General features: G+C 33.9%; 12 protein-coding genes and 1 tRNA gene. 5 read left to right on the top strand and 8 right to left on the bottom strand.

Going from position 1 to position 14690, the window contains the following annotated elements; translation table 11 throughout:
- Positions 1-7: 7 nt before the first annotated feature.
- From fba to FP433_RS02380, 5 genes are all read right to left on the bottom strand, one after another.
- Positions 8-925, bottom strand: a complete 918-nt coding sequence (gene fba / locus FP433_RS02400; protein WP_265483297.1) for a class II fructose-1,6-bisphosphate aldolase — start codon at positions 923-925, stop codon at positions 8-10.
- A gap of 94 nt (positions 926-1019) precedes the next feature.
- A complete protein-coding gene (argS, locus tag FP433_RS02395; protein ID WP_265486971.1) occupies positions 1020-2696 on the bottom strand; it encodes an arginine--tRNA ligase in 1677 nt (558 codons plus the stop codon).
- A gap of 252 nt (positions 2697-2948) precedes the next feature.
- Complete coding sequence (locus FP433_RS02390; protein ID WP_265483299.1) at positions 2949-3593, bottom strand: L,D-transpeptidase; 645 nt, start codon at positions 3591-3593, stop codon at positions 2949-2951.
- An 87-nt stretch (positions 3594-3680) separates the two neighbouring features.
- Entirely contained in the window at positions 3681-4949 is a 1269-nt protein-coding gene (locus tag FP433_RS02385) for a serine hydrolase (RefSeq protein WP_416202980.1), read from the bottom strand.
- Positions 4950-5014: 65 nt separating this feature from the next.
- On the bottom strand, positions 5015-5863 hold the full coding sequence (locus FP433_RS02380; RefSeq protein ID WP_265483301.1) for an NAD(P)H-hydrate dehydratase: 849 nt from the start codon (positions 5861-5863) through the stop codon (positions 5015-5017).
- 67 nt (positions 5864-5930) lie between these two features.
- Here FP433_RS02380 and FP433_RS02375 point away from each other — a divergent pair.
- Both FP433_RS02375 and FP433_RS02370 read left to right on the top strand, forming a co-directional pair.
- Positions 5931-6014 (top strand) — tRNA-Leu (locus FP433_RS02375).
- A 62-nt stretch (positions 6015-6076) separates the two neighbouring features.
- A complete protein-coding gene (locus tag FP433_RS02370) occupies positions 6077-6694 on the top strand; it encodes an SOS response-associated peptidase family protein (protein WP_265483303.1) in 618 nt (205 codons plus the stop codon).
- Between the two features lie 30 nt (positions 6695-6724).
- On the opposite strand, the gene FP433_RS02365 is transcribed toward FP433_RS02370, so the two are convergent.
- The 3 genes from FP433_RS02365 to leuS all read right to left on the bottom strand — a co-directional run bounded on the left by FP433_RS02365 (position 6725) and on the right by leuS (position 11756).
- Positions 6725-7471: a hypothetical protein gene (locus FP433_RS02365; RefSeq protein WP_265486969.1), complete on the bottom strand. Its 747-nt coding sequence runs from the start codon at positions 7469-7471 to the stop codon at positions 6725-6727.
- Positions 7472-7655: 184 nt separating this feature from the next.
- Positions 7656-9287 (bottom strand): putative polysaccharide biosynthesis protein, encoded by a 1632-nt coding sequence (locus FP433_RS02360; protein WP_265486968.1) that lies wholly within the window; start codon positions 9285-9287, stop codon positions 7656-7658.
- A 54-nt stretch (positions 9288-9341) separates the two neighbouring features.
- Entirely contained in the window at positions 9342-11756 is a 2415-nt protein-coding gene (gene leuS / locus FP433_RS02355) for a leucine--tRNA ligase (protein ID WP_265486967.1), read from the bottom strand.
- A 293-nt stretch (positions 11757-12049) separates the two neighbouring features.
- Between leuS and FP433_RS02350 the strand changes: the two genes are divergently transcribed.
- The 3 genes from FP433_RS02350 to FP433_RS02340 all read left to right on the top strand — a co-directional run bounded on the left by FP433_RS02350 (position 12050) and on the right by FP433_RS02340 (position 14637).
- A complete protein-coding gene (locus FP433_RS02350; RefSeq protein WP_265486966.1) occupies positions 12050-12703 on the top strand; it encodes a phosphatase PAP2 family protein in 654 nt (217 codons plus the stop codon).
- A gap of 84 nt (positions 12704-12787) precedes the next feature.
- Entirely contained in the window at positions 12788-13879 is a 1092-nt protein-coding gene (locus FP433_RS02345) for a YibE/F family protein (RefSeq protein ID WP_265487242.1), read from the top strand.
- The gene (locus FP433_RS02340; RefSeq protein WP_265486965.1) at positions 13876-14637 is read left to right on the top strand and encodes a YibE/F family protein; all 762 of its coding nucleotides are present in this window, start codon (positions 13876-13878) and stop codon (positions 14635-14637) included. Before FP433_RS02345 ends, FP433_RS02340 begins: the two co-directional genes overlap by 4 nt.
- Positions 14638-14690 lie beyond the last annotated feature (53 nt).

The raw sequence follows: 14690 nt of genomic DNA, 5'->3' as shown, positions 1-14690 counted from the left end.
AGTTAAATTATTCTTCGTTTAATGAAGCTTCATCAAATTGTACTGAAGATTCCTTAGAATCGATTGGAGCAGTACCCATCCATGAAATCATTTCTTTCATAGAAGCAGTAATTGCATCAGTACCAGCTCTCAAAAGCTTACGAGGGTCGTAACCCTTGTTACCCTTGTCTAAGTCCATCTTGTCTTCAATGTACTTACGAGTAGCAGCTTGGAATGCTAATTGGAATTCAGTGTTAATGTTAATCTTAGCAATACCTAATTGAATTGCCTTTTCAATTTGGTCTTGAGGAATACCTGAACCACCGTGTAATACAAGTGGAGTGTTAGGAACAGCTTCAGCAATTTCCTTTAAGCGAGTGAAGTTTAAGCCTTTCCAGCCTTCTGGGTAAACACCGTGGATGTTACCAATACCACAAGCAAGTTTATCAACACCAGCTGCTACGAATGCTTTAGCATCTTCAACAGAAGCTAATTCACCACCATCAGCACCTTGGTTTTCACCAATTTTACCGATTTCAGCTTCAACAGAAATTCCACGTTCGTGAGCTAACTTAACGATTTCCTTAGTCTTTTCTAAGTTTTCTTCAACTGGTAACTTGTGACCATCAAACATAACTGATGAGTAACCAAGTGCAATACATTCCTTAGCTGATTCATAGTCACCGTGGTCTAAGTTTAAGATAACTGGTACATCGATGTCCATGTTATCCATTTCATTTTCAACAAGATCCTTAACAGTCTTGTAACCACCCATGTACTTAGCAGCACCAGTAGAAACTTGAATTAATAATGGAGTTCTAGTTTCCTTAGCACCCTTTAATAATGCACGAGTCCATTCAAGGTTGTTAGTGTTGTATGCACCAACAGCGTAGTGGTTCTTACGTGCAGCTTTAAAAATTTCGTTACCATTTACAAAATAAGCCATTTGAAATAACCTCCTATATTTCTTACATTATTAGTTTAACCCAATTGTGCAAAAATTAACATAGTTAAGTCTAATAAAAATTATTTTTATCTTTTTACATTTCTTGTGGTGCATTTACACCTAATAAACGTAATGCTTCTGTTAATACCACTGAAGTTGCTTGTACAAGTGCTAAACGGGCATTTAATTGCTCATCATCTTCTAAAATACGGACATTAGCATAATATTTATTAAACTTTTTACTTAGACTAAGAGCATATTTAGCAATAATTGATGGTTCAAATTTTTCAGCTGCCTTAGCAACAACTGTTGGGAAATCTGCTAATTGTTTTGCTACGGCAAAAGCCCAATCATCATCTAAACTTAAACTTTCCATTGAAATGGTCTTATTTGCTTTACGCAAAATACTTTGGGCACGTGCATTAGTGTATTGAACGTAAGGACCAGTATCTCCTTCAAAACGTACAACTTCTTGTAAATCAAAATCAAAGTTGTCTAAACGATCATTTTTTAAATCGTGGAAAACAACTGCCCCAACACCAACATCGTGAGCAACTTTTTCCTTATCATTTAAATTAGGATTCTTTTCTTCAATCTGTTTTTGTGCTAAGTCAACAGCATCTTTTAAAACTTGATCCAAGAAAACTACATTACCCTTACGAGTAGATAATTTTTTACCTCCCTGAGTAATTAAGCCAAATGGAATGTGGTGGATGTCGTCTGCCCAATCATAGCCCATTTTCTTTAACACTTGTTTTAATTGCTTAAAGTGGCCACTTTGTTCATTACCTGCCACATAAAGTGACATGACAAAGTCATATTGATTTTTGCGATAAAGTGCAGCTGCTAAGTCACGAGTCATGTAAAGACTTGAACCATCTGATTTTAAAATTAAAGCTGGATTTTCATCTTCACCTAAGTCAACAACCTGTGCACCACGTGATTCGTGAAGCAAATCTTTTTCTCTCAACTCATCTACTACTGGTGTCATCTTATCATTAAAGAAAGCTTCACCATTATATGAATCAAAATCAACATCTAATTCTTTATAGATGCGGTTGAATTCTTGTAAAGAAACTTCTCTAAACCACTTCCATAATTTAACTGCTTCTGGATCTCCTTCTTCAAGCTTCTTAAACCAGGCACGTCCTTCATCTTCTAATTCAGGATTCTTTTCTGCTTCTTCATGAAACTTAACATAGTAGTGGAAAAGATTAGTAATTGGATCCTTTTTTACTTCTTCTTCGTTACCCCAAAGCTTATAAGCAGTGATTAATTTACCAAATTGAGTTCCATAGTCCCCTAAATAATTAATTTTAATTGGTGTATAACCAACTTTTTTCATAATTTTAGAGATTGAATTACCAATTACTGTTGAACGTAAATGTCCCATTGACATTGGTTTAGCAATATTAGGGGATGACATATCAATCGCAACATTTCCAGTACCTAATTTTTGATTGGCATAGTTTTGCTTTTCAGTTAATACGTCTTCTAAAGTTGACTTTACTAATTTTTCATGATTAATTGCAAAGTTTACATATGGGCCAACTGCTTGAATACTAGTGAAATTTTCATCACTAATATTTTCGGCAATATTTTTTGCAATTTCAACTGGATTTTTATGTTCAATTTTAGCTAAGGCAAAAGCTGGAAAAGCATAATCACCCATTTTTTCATTTTTTGGACGTTCGATTAATAAGTTGATTTTTCCCTTCGGTAAATCAACTTGTTCATTAATTAAGTCAACTACTTTTTGTTTAAAATCCATAAAAATTCACCTCGTAAAATAAAAAAGGTCTCTTTCTAAATAAATAGAAAGAGACGGGAAAGCCCGCGGTACCACTCTAATTGATACAAAGTATCCGCTTAAAAATAATTTAGTTGTTAGCCAAACACGCCTTCAGTAAAACCATTTGTCTATCTTCCACCAACATAGACTCGCTATTAAACTTCTTTACTTACTACTTTTGACCTGTGTGATTAGATTATAACAGGTATTTAAATAAGAACCAACCCTTAATTAATAATCTTTTACTACCACTTTAGTTCCATAAGGTACGTTATACATTAGCCACTTGGCATCGGGTAAACTTAATCTGACACAACCATGAGAACCTTGAGTTTTACCCAATTTATTAGCTTCTTTTACATCAATTTTATCTCCACGTTTAGTTGGCACGGAGTGGAACAAGTAAATGCCATGATCTTTCCAACTAACATAGTAACGGGCGCCTTCTTTTAATTTTTTGTTATAAAACTTTTGTCCACGTTCTTCTTGAATATAGTAAGTACCTGTTGGCGTATCTGATTTCCCATTATGATACAAGCCACCAGTTGAGAGCATCGTATAAATTGGCTTTTTGCCACTCATAATATAAGTTCGATTACCCTTTAAAGAAACTCTTATCCATAAATTCTTTACTTGTTGCAAATTTGGATGAGCCTTTTTTTCACTTTTTTTCTTCCAAGTTCCTTCTGGACGCAAGTCTTTGGGATCTTTGTAAGGAGCCACATTTTTTGATTTTTTTGGCGTGCTTGTCTTAACTACTTTTGTAGATTCAACTTTTCTATTAGTATCCGCTATATTAATTTTTGGAAAAAAGACTATTCCAGCTATTAACAAAATTCCCACTGCAATAGCTATCACTATTCTATTTTGTTTCAATTTAGATTCTTCTTTTCAATAATTACTACTGCTCTTTTTAATTATTATATGTGACTTTTTCAAAATTCTCAAATTTAAATCTGCACCTTAACCAAAGATCTTACGCCAAATTCTTACAAAAAAGTTAGCTTTTTCTACATTAGTTTTCACTGTTGCTGGTAATTGGACCCCATCTGCATCTTTAATACTTGGAATTGCTTTTAAAGCAATTGAACCCACCCTTTTACCAGCAACTTGAGGAGCAGAAATACTTTTAGGATTTGCTACACCTACTACTTTTTCATTTTTAGAGAGCCAAATTCCAGTATCTTTTTGGAGCACCAAATTCGCAGTTCGTTCTTTTCCTTCAGGTACTGCAACGGTTTTAGCACCAGAAATTGTTTGGTTCTTTTTTAAAATGTAAAGTTGGTAGTTAGAAAATACATATTGTAATAATTTCTTAGTTTGTACAAAACGACTTGGATCTGTCCCATCCTTGTGACTAGCCCCCATCACTATTGTGATGATGCGACGGCCATTTTTAACCATAGTTCCTGCAAAACATGCTCCTGCAGCATCAGTGGTTCCTGTTTTTAGGCCATCTAATGGAAAAGCTGCATCGTATTGCGAGAGGCCTTTCAACATCCAATTCCAACTAGTCATTTTAGTAACTTTACCATGATCATTAAAATCTAAATGAGAGAGCTTTGTCGTTTCTGTTACTTCAGGAAAATCTGTCAGTAATTTATCTACTACAATTGCCATGTCACTAGCTGACAAAGTATTTTCTGCATTTTTACTTGCACCAGGATAAGCATCTGCACCTTGGGTATAATTTGGCAAGCCATCTGGGGTATATATTTTTGCATCCTTAATCCCCCATTTTTTTAGCAGGCTACGCATTTGATTAACAAATTTAACTTGTGATCCTGCAATTGCCTCTCCTAAAAGCATTGCGCTACCATTAGCAGATTGAATTAATGTTGATTGATATAACTGGCGAATAGTATAAGTATGACCTAAATTAAGTTCCACTCCTGAATAGTCTGGATTTTTACTTACCTTTACAATTTGCTTTGTTGGGGTAACTTTTTGATTCCAGGTAATTTTTTTATCTTTAATTGCTTGAAGAGTTAAATAAATAGTGATTAATTTAGACATTGAAGCTACTGGAAGGGCCTGATTAGCATTTTTTGCATATAATACTTGCCCATTTTTGCCATCAATTGCAATGGCCGCTTTAACATCTAAATTTACATTATTTTGATGATAGTTATCAATAGTGGCTGCCTCTACTGATGGATTAGCTACTGTAGCAATTCCAATAAATAGAAACAAAGTTAGAAAAAAGAAAGATATTTTTTTAGATAATTTCATAATTTTTCCTTTCAAATGAAGTCCTTCTCAATTCTAGCAAAAAACTGTCTTAACCGCATCGCCTTTTAAGATTTTTGCTGATGCAATTTCATCAAGCGGGGCAGACTAGCACTTAACTTCGTGGGACGCACTAAATAATTATTTTTATAAATTTCATCCCCCGCTAAAGAATGAAGATAAACCGCAGCTGCTACAGTATCAATGCTTGTTTCAAATTGCCCACAAAAACTTCCAATAATTCCAGCTAAGGTGTCACCCATTCCACCAGTCGCCATTCCAGGATTTCCCAGGTAATTTTTATAAATTTTATCTTGGTAATAAACTTGGGTATGATTACTCTTTAAAACTAAAATTACATTTCTACTTGGAAACATTTTTCTTAAAATTTCCTGGGTATTAATATTCGTTTGGTCTGGGATCTTTATTTTACTTAAACGTTCCCATTCCATTTGATGGGGAGTCAAAATGATCGTTTGCGCTTGCAAGGCTAATAAATCGTTATATTTGGCAATTAAATCTAAAGCACTAGCATCATATAAAATAGTTTGCTTGTTAGTAAGCTGTTTTTTTATTAATTTTAAAATCTTTTGTGCCTGTTGGTCTTCTCCTAGTCCCATACCACACACTATTACATCTGCTTTGGCAATCATTTGACCTAGGGTTAATTCATCATTCCAATTCAAAAACATTATCTCTGGATCTCTTGTATGTAACGCTGTCAAATTAGCTTCATCGCTTGCAACAGTGACTAAGCCTGCCCCAGCATTTAATGCTCCTTCAGCAGCCATAATAATAGCGCCACCAAATTTCTTATTTCCACCAATTAACAGTACTCTTCCAAAATTTCCTTTATGAGAATTACTACGTCTTTTTTTGATTACTTTTGTTAAAATGTCTTCCCTAATTTTTTCCATAATCACTTTAATTCCTTAGTTTACTTATTTAAAAAACATCATTTTTCTGGTAAAATAGAGTTATATTGCCTCAATGGCGGAATTGGCAGACGCGCAGCGTTCAGGTCGCTGTTCACGTAAGTGAGTGCAGGTTCAAATCCTGTTTGAGGCATCGGATTGCGGCTAGTATTCTAGTCGCTTTTTTATTCTATTTTTTAGAAAGGAAGAACCATTATGTGTAGTCATATTCAACAACCACCAATTAAGGAAATTGAATCTTACTTAAAGGATGATTTACAACTTCCTTTGGTCAAACCAAGTTTTTCTACAGCCCCATTTGAAACTTTTACAGAAGTTTATCCTAAACGTCAGGGCTTAGTTTTACTTTACCAAAATGATCAGCTGCAACTTCAAGTAAAACAATGGGGTTACCCTAGTCCATTTAAACCTAATCAAGTTTTAAATAATGCACGCATTGAACGTTTTTATGAGACTAAGCCATCAATGTGGGATACTTCTTTTGCACGTCAACGCTGTATTGTGATTACTAGCCAATTTTTTGAAAGTAGTCGTTCTACCTACACGCTGGAAAATGGTAAAAAATACCATGAAGAATTTAGCTTCAAAGCCAGTGATTATCCCATGACCTTTTTAGCGGGCATCTACGATAATGATTACTTTGCACTTGCGACTACTAACTCTAACGAAACTGTTTTAGCTGCTCATCCTAGAATGCCTTTAGTAATTAGCCCAGCAGAATTAAGACGCTGGCTTTTCCAAAACTTTACTTCTTTAATTGATCGAACTAATTTTCCAATCACTCGCACCCTTTTGCCACATCGCCAACTATAAGAAAAAGTCACTTAATAGTGACTTTTTTCTTTATTCATTATTATCTTTTTTAGCAGTTTCCAATGCAAATTTTGCTACTTTTTCTGCACCTTCTTCACGTGCATCTAATTGAACATCTAGGGCAAAATCCATAATTGCATTCTTTTGTTGATCAGTTAAATTATCTTCATGCTTACCTAAATCACGATCACTGAATGGTTCAAGGAAATTATTTAAATTATTAAATAATTTTTCCATTGCATGACGCAATTCCTTATCATCAATATCACGACTTTTTGTGATACGATCACGAATACGTTGTAAACTCTTGACTGTATGAGGCAATAGAATATATTCGTTTTCTCTTCGTTGCCAAATAATTACTCGATCAGTTTCTACCTCATTTAATTCAGCTTGTACTTCATCAAGATTACTCTTTGGGCCAAATGCATAACTTAAAGAATTTTCATCTAAAAATGCCTTATAACTATCTTCAAAGTCATCTTTATTTCCTTCAAAATTATCTTTAAATTCACGTGCTGCATTAATATCATGTTGAATTTCACGCTTAGTAGCTGTGCTTAAATATTCTCTACCATAATCTTGATAGATATCTGCTCCCTCTTCAAAAGAAGTTAATAAACTTTCATCATCTTCTTGATGCTTTACTAGGATATCATTAATTTTTTTATAGGAATCAGTACCTAAATAAAAATTTTTAACATCAACTTCAAAATTGAAGTCATTGTAGCAAATATCACGGAAACCAACTAAAGTTTTGTATGTATCTTTTTTCATAAAATCATGTCCTCTCTTATTCTCAGTTTTAATTTTACTCTCTTTTGACTCTAAGCAAAAATTTTTGTACTATTTTTAAGTAATTCATTTTTTATGATATACTGAAGTTCCTTGGCAGGGGCGCTTTTCAAACTTGAAAAGACAAAAAAGTCTTTCGAAATTAATCGAAAGGCTTTTTCTATTTTTAAATATTAATATGTAATTTACGAGCAATCGCTTCAACCTTATTCCCCAAGATCTTTTGAGCAAGACTAGTTTTTAAAGTCATGAAGATATAGAAGATTGCTCCAACTGCTACTCCAATTATAACAAGGATAATTGCACCAAAGCGTGTCTGCGGGCTAAAAATTTTCCCTGCAAATTTAGTAACAATAGTTACAATCAAAAACATTATTACTGAAAAGACGGCTGTTCCAGCAAATCTTCTTGCTGCACGATCATTATTGTAATGATATTGAGTATGTAAATGTTTTAAACAGAGCCAAATTACAAATAGCATACTAATATTAGTAGCAATTAAAGGACCATAAATTTTAAAAATTCTAATCATTGGTAACTGCACAATAAATTTGATAATTAAACCAAAAATTAAATATTTTATTGCTAAACCATTTTCAGATAACCCCTGTAACATTGCCATTAAAACTGTAAATGATCCAAGACAAATTGCGGTAAATGACGATAAATATAGCACACTTGAACCTAATGGATCATAACCATAGAAAATGGTATAAACCGGTGTACTAATCGCAGCCATTCCTAAAGATGCTGGTAACATTACAAAGAAAAACAATTCAATGGTATTTTCTAATTGGGATGCAATATCGTGATAATCTTTTCGCGCATGTGCTCCTGATAAAAGTGGAATTGCTGTGACTGCCATTGCAGTTGAAACAGAGACAATAATCATAATCACCTTGTTTGCATTTAAACCAAATAAAGCGTACCAACTCTCAATCTGGTCTGAACTTGCATGAACAAATTTTGCTAACATTGGGTGAAAAGTGTATTGATCAATTAACTGATAAAAAATAATTCCAGCATCGATGATAATAAATGGGATTGCTTGTTCTATAATCTCTTTAAATAAACTTGAAGTAGAAATTTTTATTTGATTATTTGAATGAGCCACCAAAGAATTTAAGTAACTTCTTCGTTTAAATAAAAACCAAACTAAGAGCAAAATACCAAATGCTGCCCCAATCGCAGCAGCTAAATTTGACTGAATAACAGCTTTTAAATATGAACCATGCTGCACTTGCATAATTACATACGCTGTTAATAACATCCAGATGACACGTGCAAGTTGTTCAATAAATTGAGACATTGCACTTGGCATCATATCCGCATATCCTTGAAAATATCCTCGCATAATACTTAAAATTGGAATAATTAAAACCGCATAAGATAAACTATGCAAAATTGGTATTTGCCGTTTGTCACCACCAGCATAAAATGGGGAACCTAAATACATTATAGCCGCAGAAATTACCCCAAAAATAATCATTAAAAACAAGCCACGCCTAAATAATTTACGACCTATTCCATACTCATTTAAAGCATTGTACTTGGCTACCTGCTTAGCTACAGCTCCAGGAATACCAGCTGTTGAAACGATTAAAAATAAACTATAAATGTTATAACTTTTAGCAGTTAGAGCATTGGCTAAATTGCCATCGCTTCCCATCCAGGCATACCAAGGAATTATATAAATTGCTCCTAAGATTCTAGAAACAATTGAACCAAATGTCATCCAGGCAGAGCCACGAATCATGGTTGCTTGTGAATTATTTTCATGTGAATTATTATTTTTCATATAATTTCCTATTCTTTTCTTCAATACTTTTCTTATAAAAATAGAACAGGAAAATTATTTTGCCACAATATTGACAATCTTATTAGGAATTACGATAACCTTCTTAACGTCTTTTCCTTCTAAGAATTTTTGAACATGTGGTAATGCAAGAGCTTGCTTTTCTAAATCATCTTTAGCAGCATCTTTAGCAGCTTCAAATTTACCACGTAACTTACCATTTACTTGAACCATGATTTCCACAGTTGATTCAACTAACTTACTTTCATCATAAGTTGGCCATTTTGCATAGGTAATAGATTCATCATGACCTAGAATTGACCAAATTTCTTCCATCATGTGTGGAGCAACTGGGGCTAATAATTTAACAAACCCTTCTGCATATTCACGTGGAATCTTTTTAGCCTTTTGAGCTTCATTCATAAAGACCATCATTTGAGAAATAGCAGTGTTAAAGTGGAGAGCTTCAAAGTCTTCAGTTACTTTCTTAACAGTTTGGTTATAAACCTTATCTAAAGTCCCATCATTTTCATCAACAATATTTTCACTTGGAATAGCCTTTAAATCAAGATCATTAACCATTAAGCGCCATACCCGATCTAAGAACTTCTTAGTGGAAGCTGGACCATTATCATCCCAATCAATTGAAGCATCCAATGGGCCCATGAACATTTCGTACATTCTTAAGCTATCTGCACCATATTCTTCAATCACATCATCTGGGTTAACAACATTACCTTTAGACTTAGACATCTTTTCATGATCTTTTAAAATTAACCCTTGGTTATAAAGACGTTGGAATGGTTCTTTGGTTGGTACTACTCCCAAATCATAAAGAACTTTGTGCCAAAATCTAGCATAAAGCAAGTGACGAACTGCGTGCTCCGCACCACCAATGTAAAGGTCAACTGGTAACCATTGTTTAAGTAAGTCATAATCAGCTAATTCTTGATCATTGTGAGGATCAATATAGCGTAAGTAGTACCATGATGAACCAGCCCAGTTTGGCATCGTATTAGTTTCACGCTTACCCTTACGTCCATTTTCATCAACTACATTTACCCAATCTGTCAAATTAGCTAAAGGACTTTCTGGCGTACCAGAAGGCTTAATATTAGTGGCATGTGGTAAACGAAGTGGAAGTTCATCTTCTGGTACTAAACTAGTTGTTCCATCTTCCCAATGAATTACAGGAATTGGTTCACCCCAGTAACGTTGGCGAGAGAAGTCCCAATCACGAAGCTTGTAATTAACTTTTTGCTTACCAACATTGTGTTCTTCAAGCCATTGCACCATACGTTTTTTAGCTTCATCATTATTTAACCCATCTAAGAAATCAGAGTTAATGTGCTTATCATTACCCGTGAAGGCTTCTTTTTCAAGATTACCACCTTCAATTACCTGATTAATTGGCAAATCAAATTTTTTGGCAAATGCATAATCACGATCATCATGAGCAGGAACTGCCATAACCGCACCAGTACCATAACTTGCTAACACATAGTCAGAAATCCAAATTGGAACTTCTTTACCGTTTACTGGATTAATTGCATAAGCACCAGTAAAGACTCCAGTCTTATCTTTATTTAAATCTGTTCTTTCAAGATCTGATTTTGATTCAATTTTCTTAATATAAGCATCCACAGCTTCTTTTTGTTCAGGAGTGGTGATTTCTTGAACTAATTTATTTTCTGGAGCTAATACAGTGTAACTTACACCAAATAAAGTATCCGGACGGGTAGTAAAAACATCAAAAGTCTTGTCACTATTCTTAACTTTGAAAGTTACTTGTGCTCCAACTGAACGACCAATCCAGTTTCTTTGCATTTCTTTAACAGGTTCTGGCCAATCCAAATCATCTAAATCTTCAAGCAATCTATCTGCATAAGCAGTCATCTTAAGCATCCATTGCTTCATATTACGACGATATACTGGGAAACCACCACGTTCAGTTTTACCATCAACAATTTCTTCATTAGCAACAACAGTTCCCAAATCTGGTGACCAGTTAACAGGAACTTCAGCTTCATAAGCTAAGCCTTTTTTATACATTTGCTCAAAAACCCATTGAGTCCACTTGTAGAAATTAGGGTCAGAAGTTCTAACTTCACGATCCCAATCATAGGAAAAGCCAAGCTTATTTAGCTGACGCTTAAAATTAGCAATATTTTCATCGGTAACTTTAGCTGGATCTTCACCAGTCTTTAAGGCATATTGTTCTGTAGGAAGACCAAATGCATCCCAACCCATTGGGTGAAGCACATTATAGCCTTGAGCCCGTCTCATACGTGCCATAACATCTGTAGCAGTATAACCTTCAGGGTGTCCCACATGAAGACCTTTTGCTGAAGGAAATGGGAACATATCTAAAGCATAGTAATTCTTCTTAGCTGGATCTTGAGTTGTTTTAAAACTATCATGATCTGCCCAATATTTTTGCCACTTTTTTTCAACAACTTTATGATTGTACATAAATTCCTCTTTCTATCCATAAAAAAATCGTCCCATGCTCAACACATAGGACGATCTAACATTCGCGGTACCACCTAAGTTTTGCTTCTCTAAGCAACCCTCATAACATTTTAACGCATGTTAAACGTAAGGCATTTAAATGAAACAAGTTCATAAGTCAACTTTAAGACTTTGCACCAACCAATCTCTCTCTGAAAAAATTTTCTTATTACTACTTTTCAACCTTTATTTTCTTTTAGATAATGATTATAATTTACCACAAATACTAAAAAAAACAAGAGGAGAATTTAATCTTGGAAAATTCTTATAAAAAATATCAACTAAGTTTGAGTTTAGGAATCGGCGCAGGAATTATCTTTATTGTTTGGGCAATTTGTGTGGCTACTCAGCAAAATTTTATTCATACCTTTGACAAAAATATTATTAATATAATTTCTAATAACAATCCTACAAACCTTAAAATTGCTCGCAGTTTAACTACTCTTGGGAACACCTCAACTATTGTCGTAGAAGCAATCATCCTATTTATTGGTCTGTTAATTTTCAAACACTATAAATTGGCTGGCTTAGAAGCAGGAATTATGATTTTGGGAAATGCCTGCAACTGGGTTATTAAAAATCTAGTCAAACGTCCTCGGCCAACCGTTACTCATTTAGTCTATGCAGACGGCTATTCCTTTCCTTCTGGTCATTCTTTGGGAAGTGTAACCTTATTTGGAAGTTTATTTATTATTACTTGTATTTTAGTAAAAAATAAACCTCTTAAGTTCTTTCTAAATGTTCTTTGGGTAGTTTTCCCCTTAATAATTGGTTATACACGTATTTATCTTCATGTCCATTATCCCTCAGATGTACTAGGAGGATGGCTTGAAGGATTATCTTTTGTTTTAATTGGATATGCTATTCATTTGAAAACATCATCTCAGAATTTATTAAAGGCTAGCTAAAATTCATTAGCTGGCTTTTTTCTTGGCTAAAAAGTAGTACCATTAGATTATTACAACTTAAGGAGTGATTATTATTAAAAAAAGATCAATCTTCGCATATGGGCTGCCTTATGTGTTTTAATTGGCGGCATTATTTTAACCTGGATAACTTACAATTCAACCTCTCTTTACCATCACGAAGACATCGCTGTAATTCAAAAGAATAATTTTTCTGATACTCTTTCTCATAAAACAAAAGATATCTACCAAAATCATGATCAAGTTCGGTTGCAAAAATTCGATATTAAAATTCTATCTGGTAAAAACTCAGGTAAAGTTTACCGCCTTACTAATACCTACTCGCCTTCTCAACTCCTAACTCAAAAATATCGACCTAATGATCGCTTATTAATAAAATTTGTTCGCCATCGGTCTACAATTTCGACTATTAAACGTGATTGGATCTTAGTAGCATTAGGTACTTTAACGCTTTGCTCAATAATTTTAATAGCTGGGAAACACGTCTGGGCTCTCCTTGCTTCTATGACAATCAGTTGGGGGATATTTTTTGCCTTAATTAGCTTAGACATCCAAACTCATTCTTTTCATAATATTCTTCTTTACGGGGCCGGAACAATTATTTTATCATTTTTAGCCTTATTAATTGTACAAGGATTTAATAAAAAAATGCTTGTTACTTGGCTCTCTACTCTAATTGGACTCTTTGCTTCATTTTTCCTTTGTTACTTAGTAATGAAACTAACGGGAAATTCTCAAATGATGTATGATAATTCTGATTTTTCTAATCAAGATTTACAAGGTGTGTTCCTCGCCCAAACACTTCTCAGTGTCTTAGGAGCAGTCTTAGACGAATCAACTGACATTGTATCAAGTTTAAGCGAATTAATTATTCACAATCCTACAATAACTCAAAAAGAAATTTTAAAAAGTGGCCAAGCTCTAGGAAAAGAAATTATGGGTCCTTTAATTAACGTTTTATTACTAATTTTCATAGCTAGTGAACTTCCTTTATTGATACTTTATCTTAGAGATAACAGCAATATTGTAGATAGTTTCAATTATTCTTTGACTCTTGGTCTTACACAAACAATGGTAGCCGCAATTGGAATTGTTTTAACTGTTGCTAGTGCTACAGGATGTAGCCTACTCTTTTTTAAGAAGGAGGATAAAAAATGAGTACTCTTTTTGCATTAATTGTTTTACTGGCAATTTTAATGGCAATAATTGGTGGTGAAGTAGGAATCAGAAGTTTCTTTAGTATTTTAATTAACATTCTTTTATTAGTGATTATTGCTATCTTAATTGCGACTGGCTTAAATATCATTATCCTAACTCTGATATTTATTCCGCTAAAACTAGCTACAATAATTTTTGTAGGAACAGGAAATAAAAAGGTCGGGTGGACTTCTTTTATAAGTTCGCTAATTATTGCTTGTATTGTTATCTTAATTATCATTGCAGGCCAATATTTTGCTCAAGCAGCTGGTATGAACATTGAAGCAAATGATGTTCTTATTGGACAATCCCAACAACCTGGCCTTAGTTATCCATTAATTTCTGTTACTGTTGCAATTTTTTCAGCATTAGGAGCAATTGCAGAAGCAGCTGTCGCTATTACGGCTGGACTTTTAGAGCTTAAAAATAATAATTCTACTCTTTCTACTTACACCTTAAAACAAAGTGGATTTTCAATTGGACGTGATATTATCGGGACTTCTCTCAATACCATTACGTATGGAATATTTGGAAGTTTACTCCCTCTAATTCTTTGGTTCTACCCTCTTCATTACTCCATCGGCGAAATTATTAATGACAAACTAGTGATCAATAATCTTTTAATCATGTTTTACTCACTAATAGGAGTGATTTTAGTTGTTCCATTATCTATTTACCTTGTAACACATCCAATTCCTATTTTCAAAAAGTCAAAATAAAAACGGATAATCAACTGATGAGAATACAAACTTCAATTGCGAAGATTGCTCTC

Source organism: Lactobacillus sp. PV012 (assembly GCF_014522325.1).
In the GTDB taxonomy this organism is placed as follows: Bacteria; Bacillota; Bacilli; order Lactobacillales; family Lactobacillaceae; genus Lactobacillus.
The sequence above is the reverse complement of the archived record's forward strand: the minus strand, read 5'-3'. Positions and strand labels throughout refer to the sequence as shown.

Excerpts from the sequence above, each read along its gene's own strand:
- FP433_RS02385 (WP_416202980.1), bottom strand. The coding sequence starts at position 4,949 with ATGAAATTATCTAAAAAAATATCTTTCTTTTTTCTAACTTTGTTTCTA.
- FP433_RS02360 (WP_265486968.1), bottom strand. The coding sequence starts at position 9,287 with ATGAAAAATAATAATTCACATGAAAATAATTCACAAGCAACCATGATT.
- FP433_RS02370 (WP_265483303.1), top strand. The coding sequence starts at position 6,077 with ATGTGTAGTCATATTCAACAACCACCAATTAAGGAAATTGAATCTTAC.
- FP433_RS02340 (WP_265486965.1), top strand. The coding sequence starts at position 13,876 with ATGAGTACTCTTTTTGCATTAATTGTTTTACTGGCAATTTTAATGGCA.
- argS (WP_265486971.1), bottom strand. The coding sequence starts at position 2,696 with ATGGATTTTAAACAAAAAGTAGTTGACTTAATTAATGAACAAGTTGAT.
- FP433_RS02380 (WP_265483301.1), bottom strand. The coding sequence starts at position 5,863 with ATGGAAAAAATTAGGGAAGACATTTTAACAAAAGTAATCAAAAAAAGA.
- leuS (WP_265486967.1), bottom strand. The coding sequence starts at position 11,756 with ATGTACAATCATAAAGTTGTTGAAAAAAAGTGGCAAAAATATTGGGCA.
- fba (WP_265483297.1), bottom strand. The coding sequence starts at position 925 with ATGGCTTATTTTGTAAATGGTAACGAAATTTTTAAAGCTGCACGTAAG.
- FP433_RS02365 (WP_265486969.1), bottom strand. The coding sequence starts at position 7,471 with ATGAAAAAAGATACATACAAAACTTTAGTTGGTTTCCGTGATATTTGC.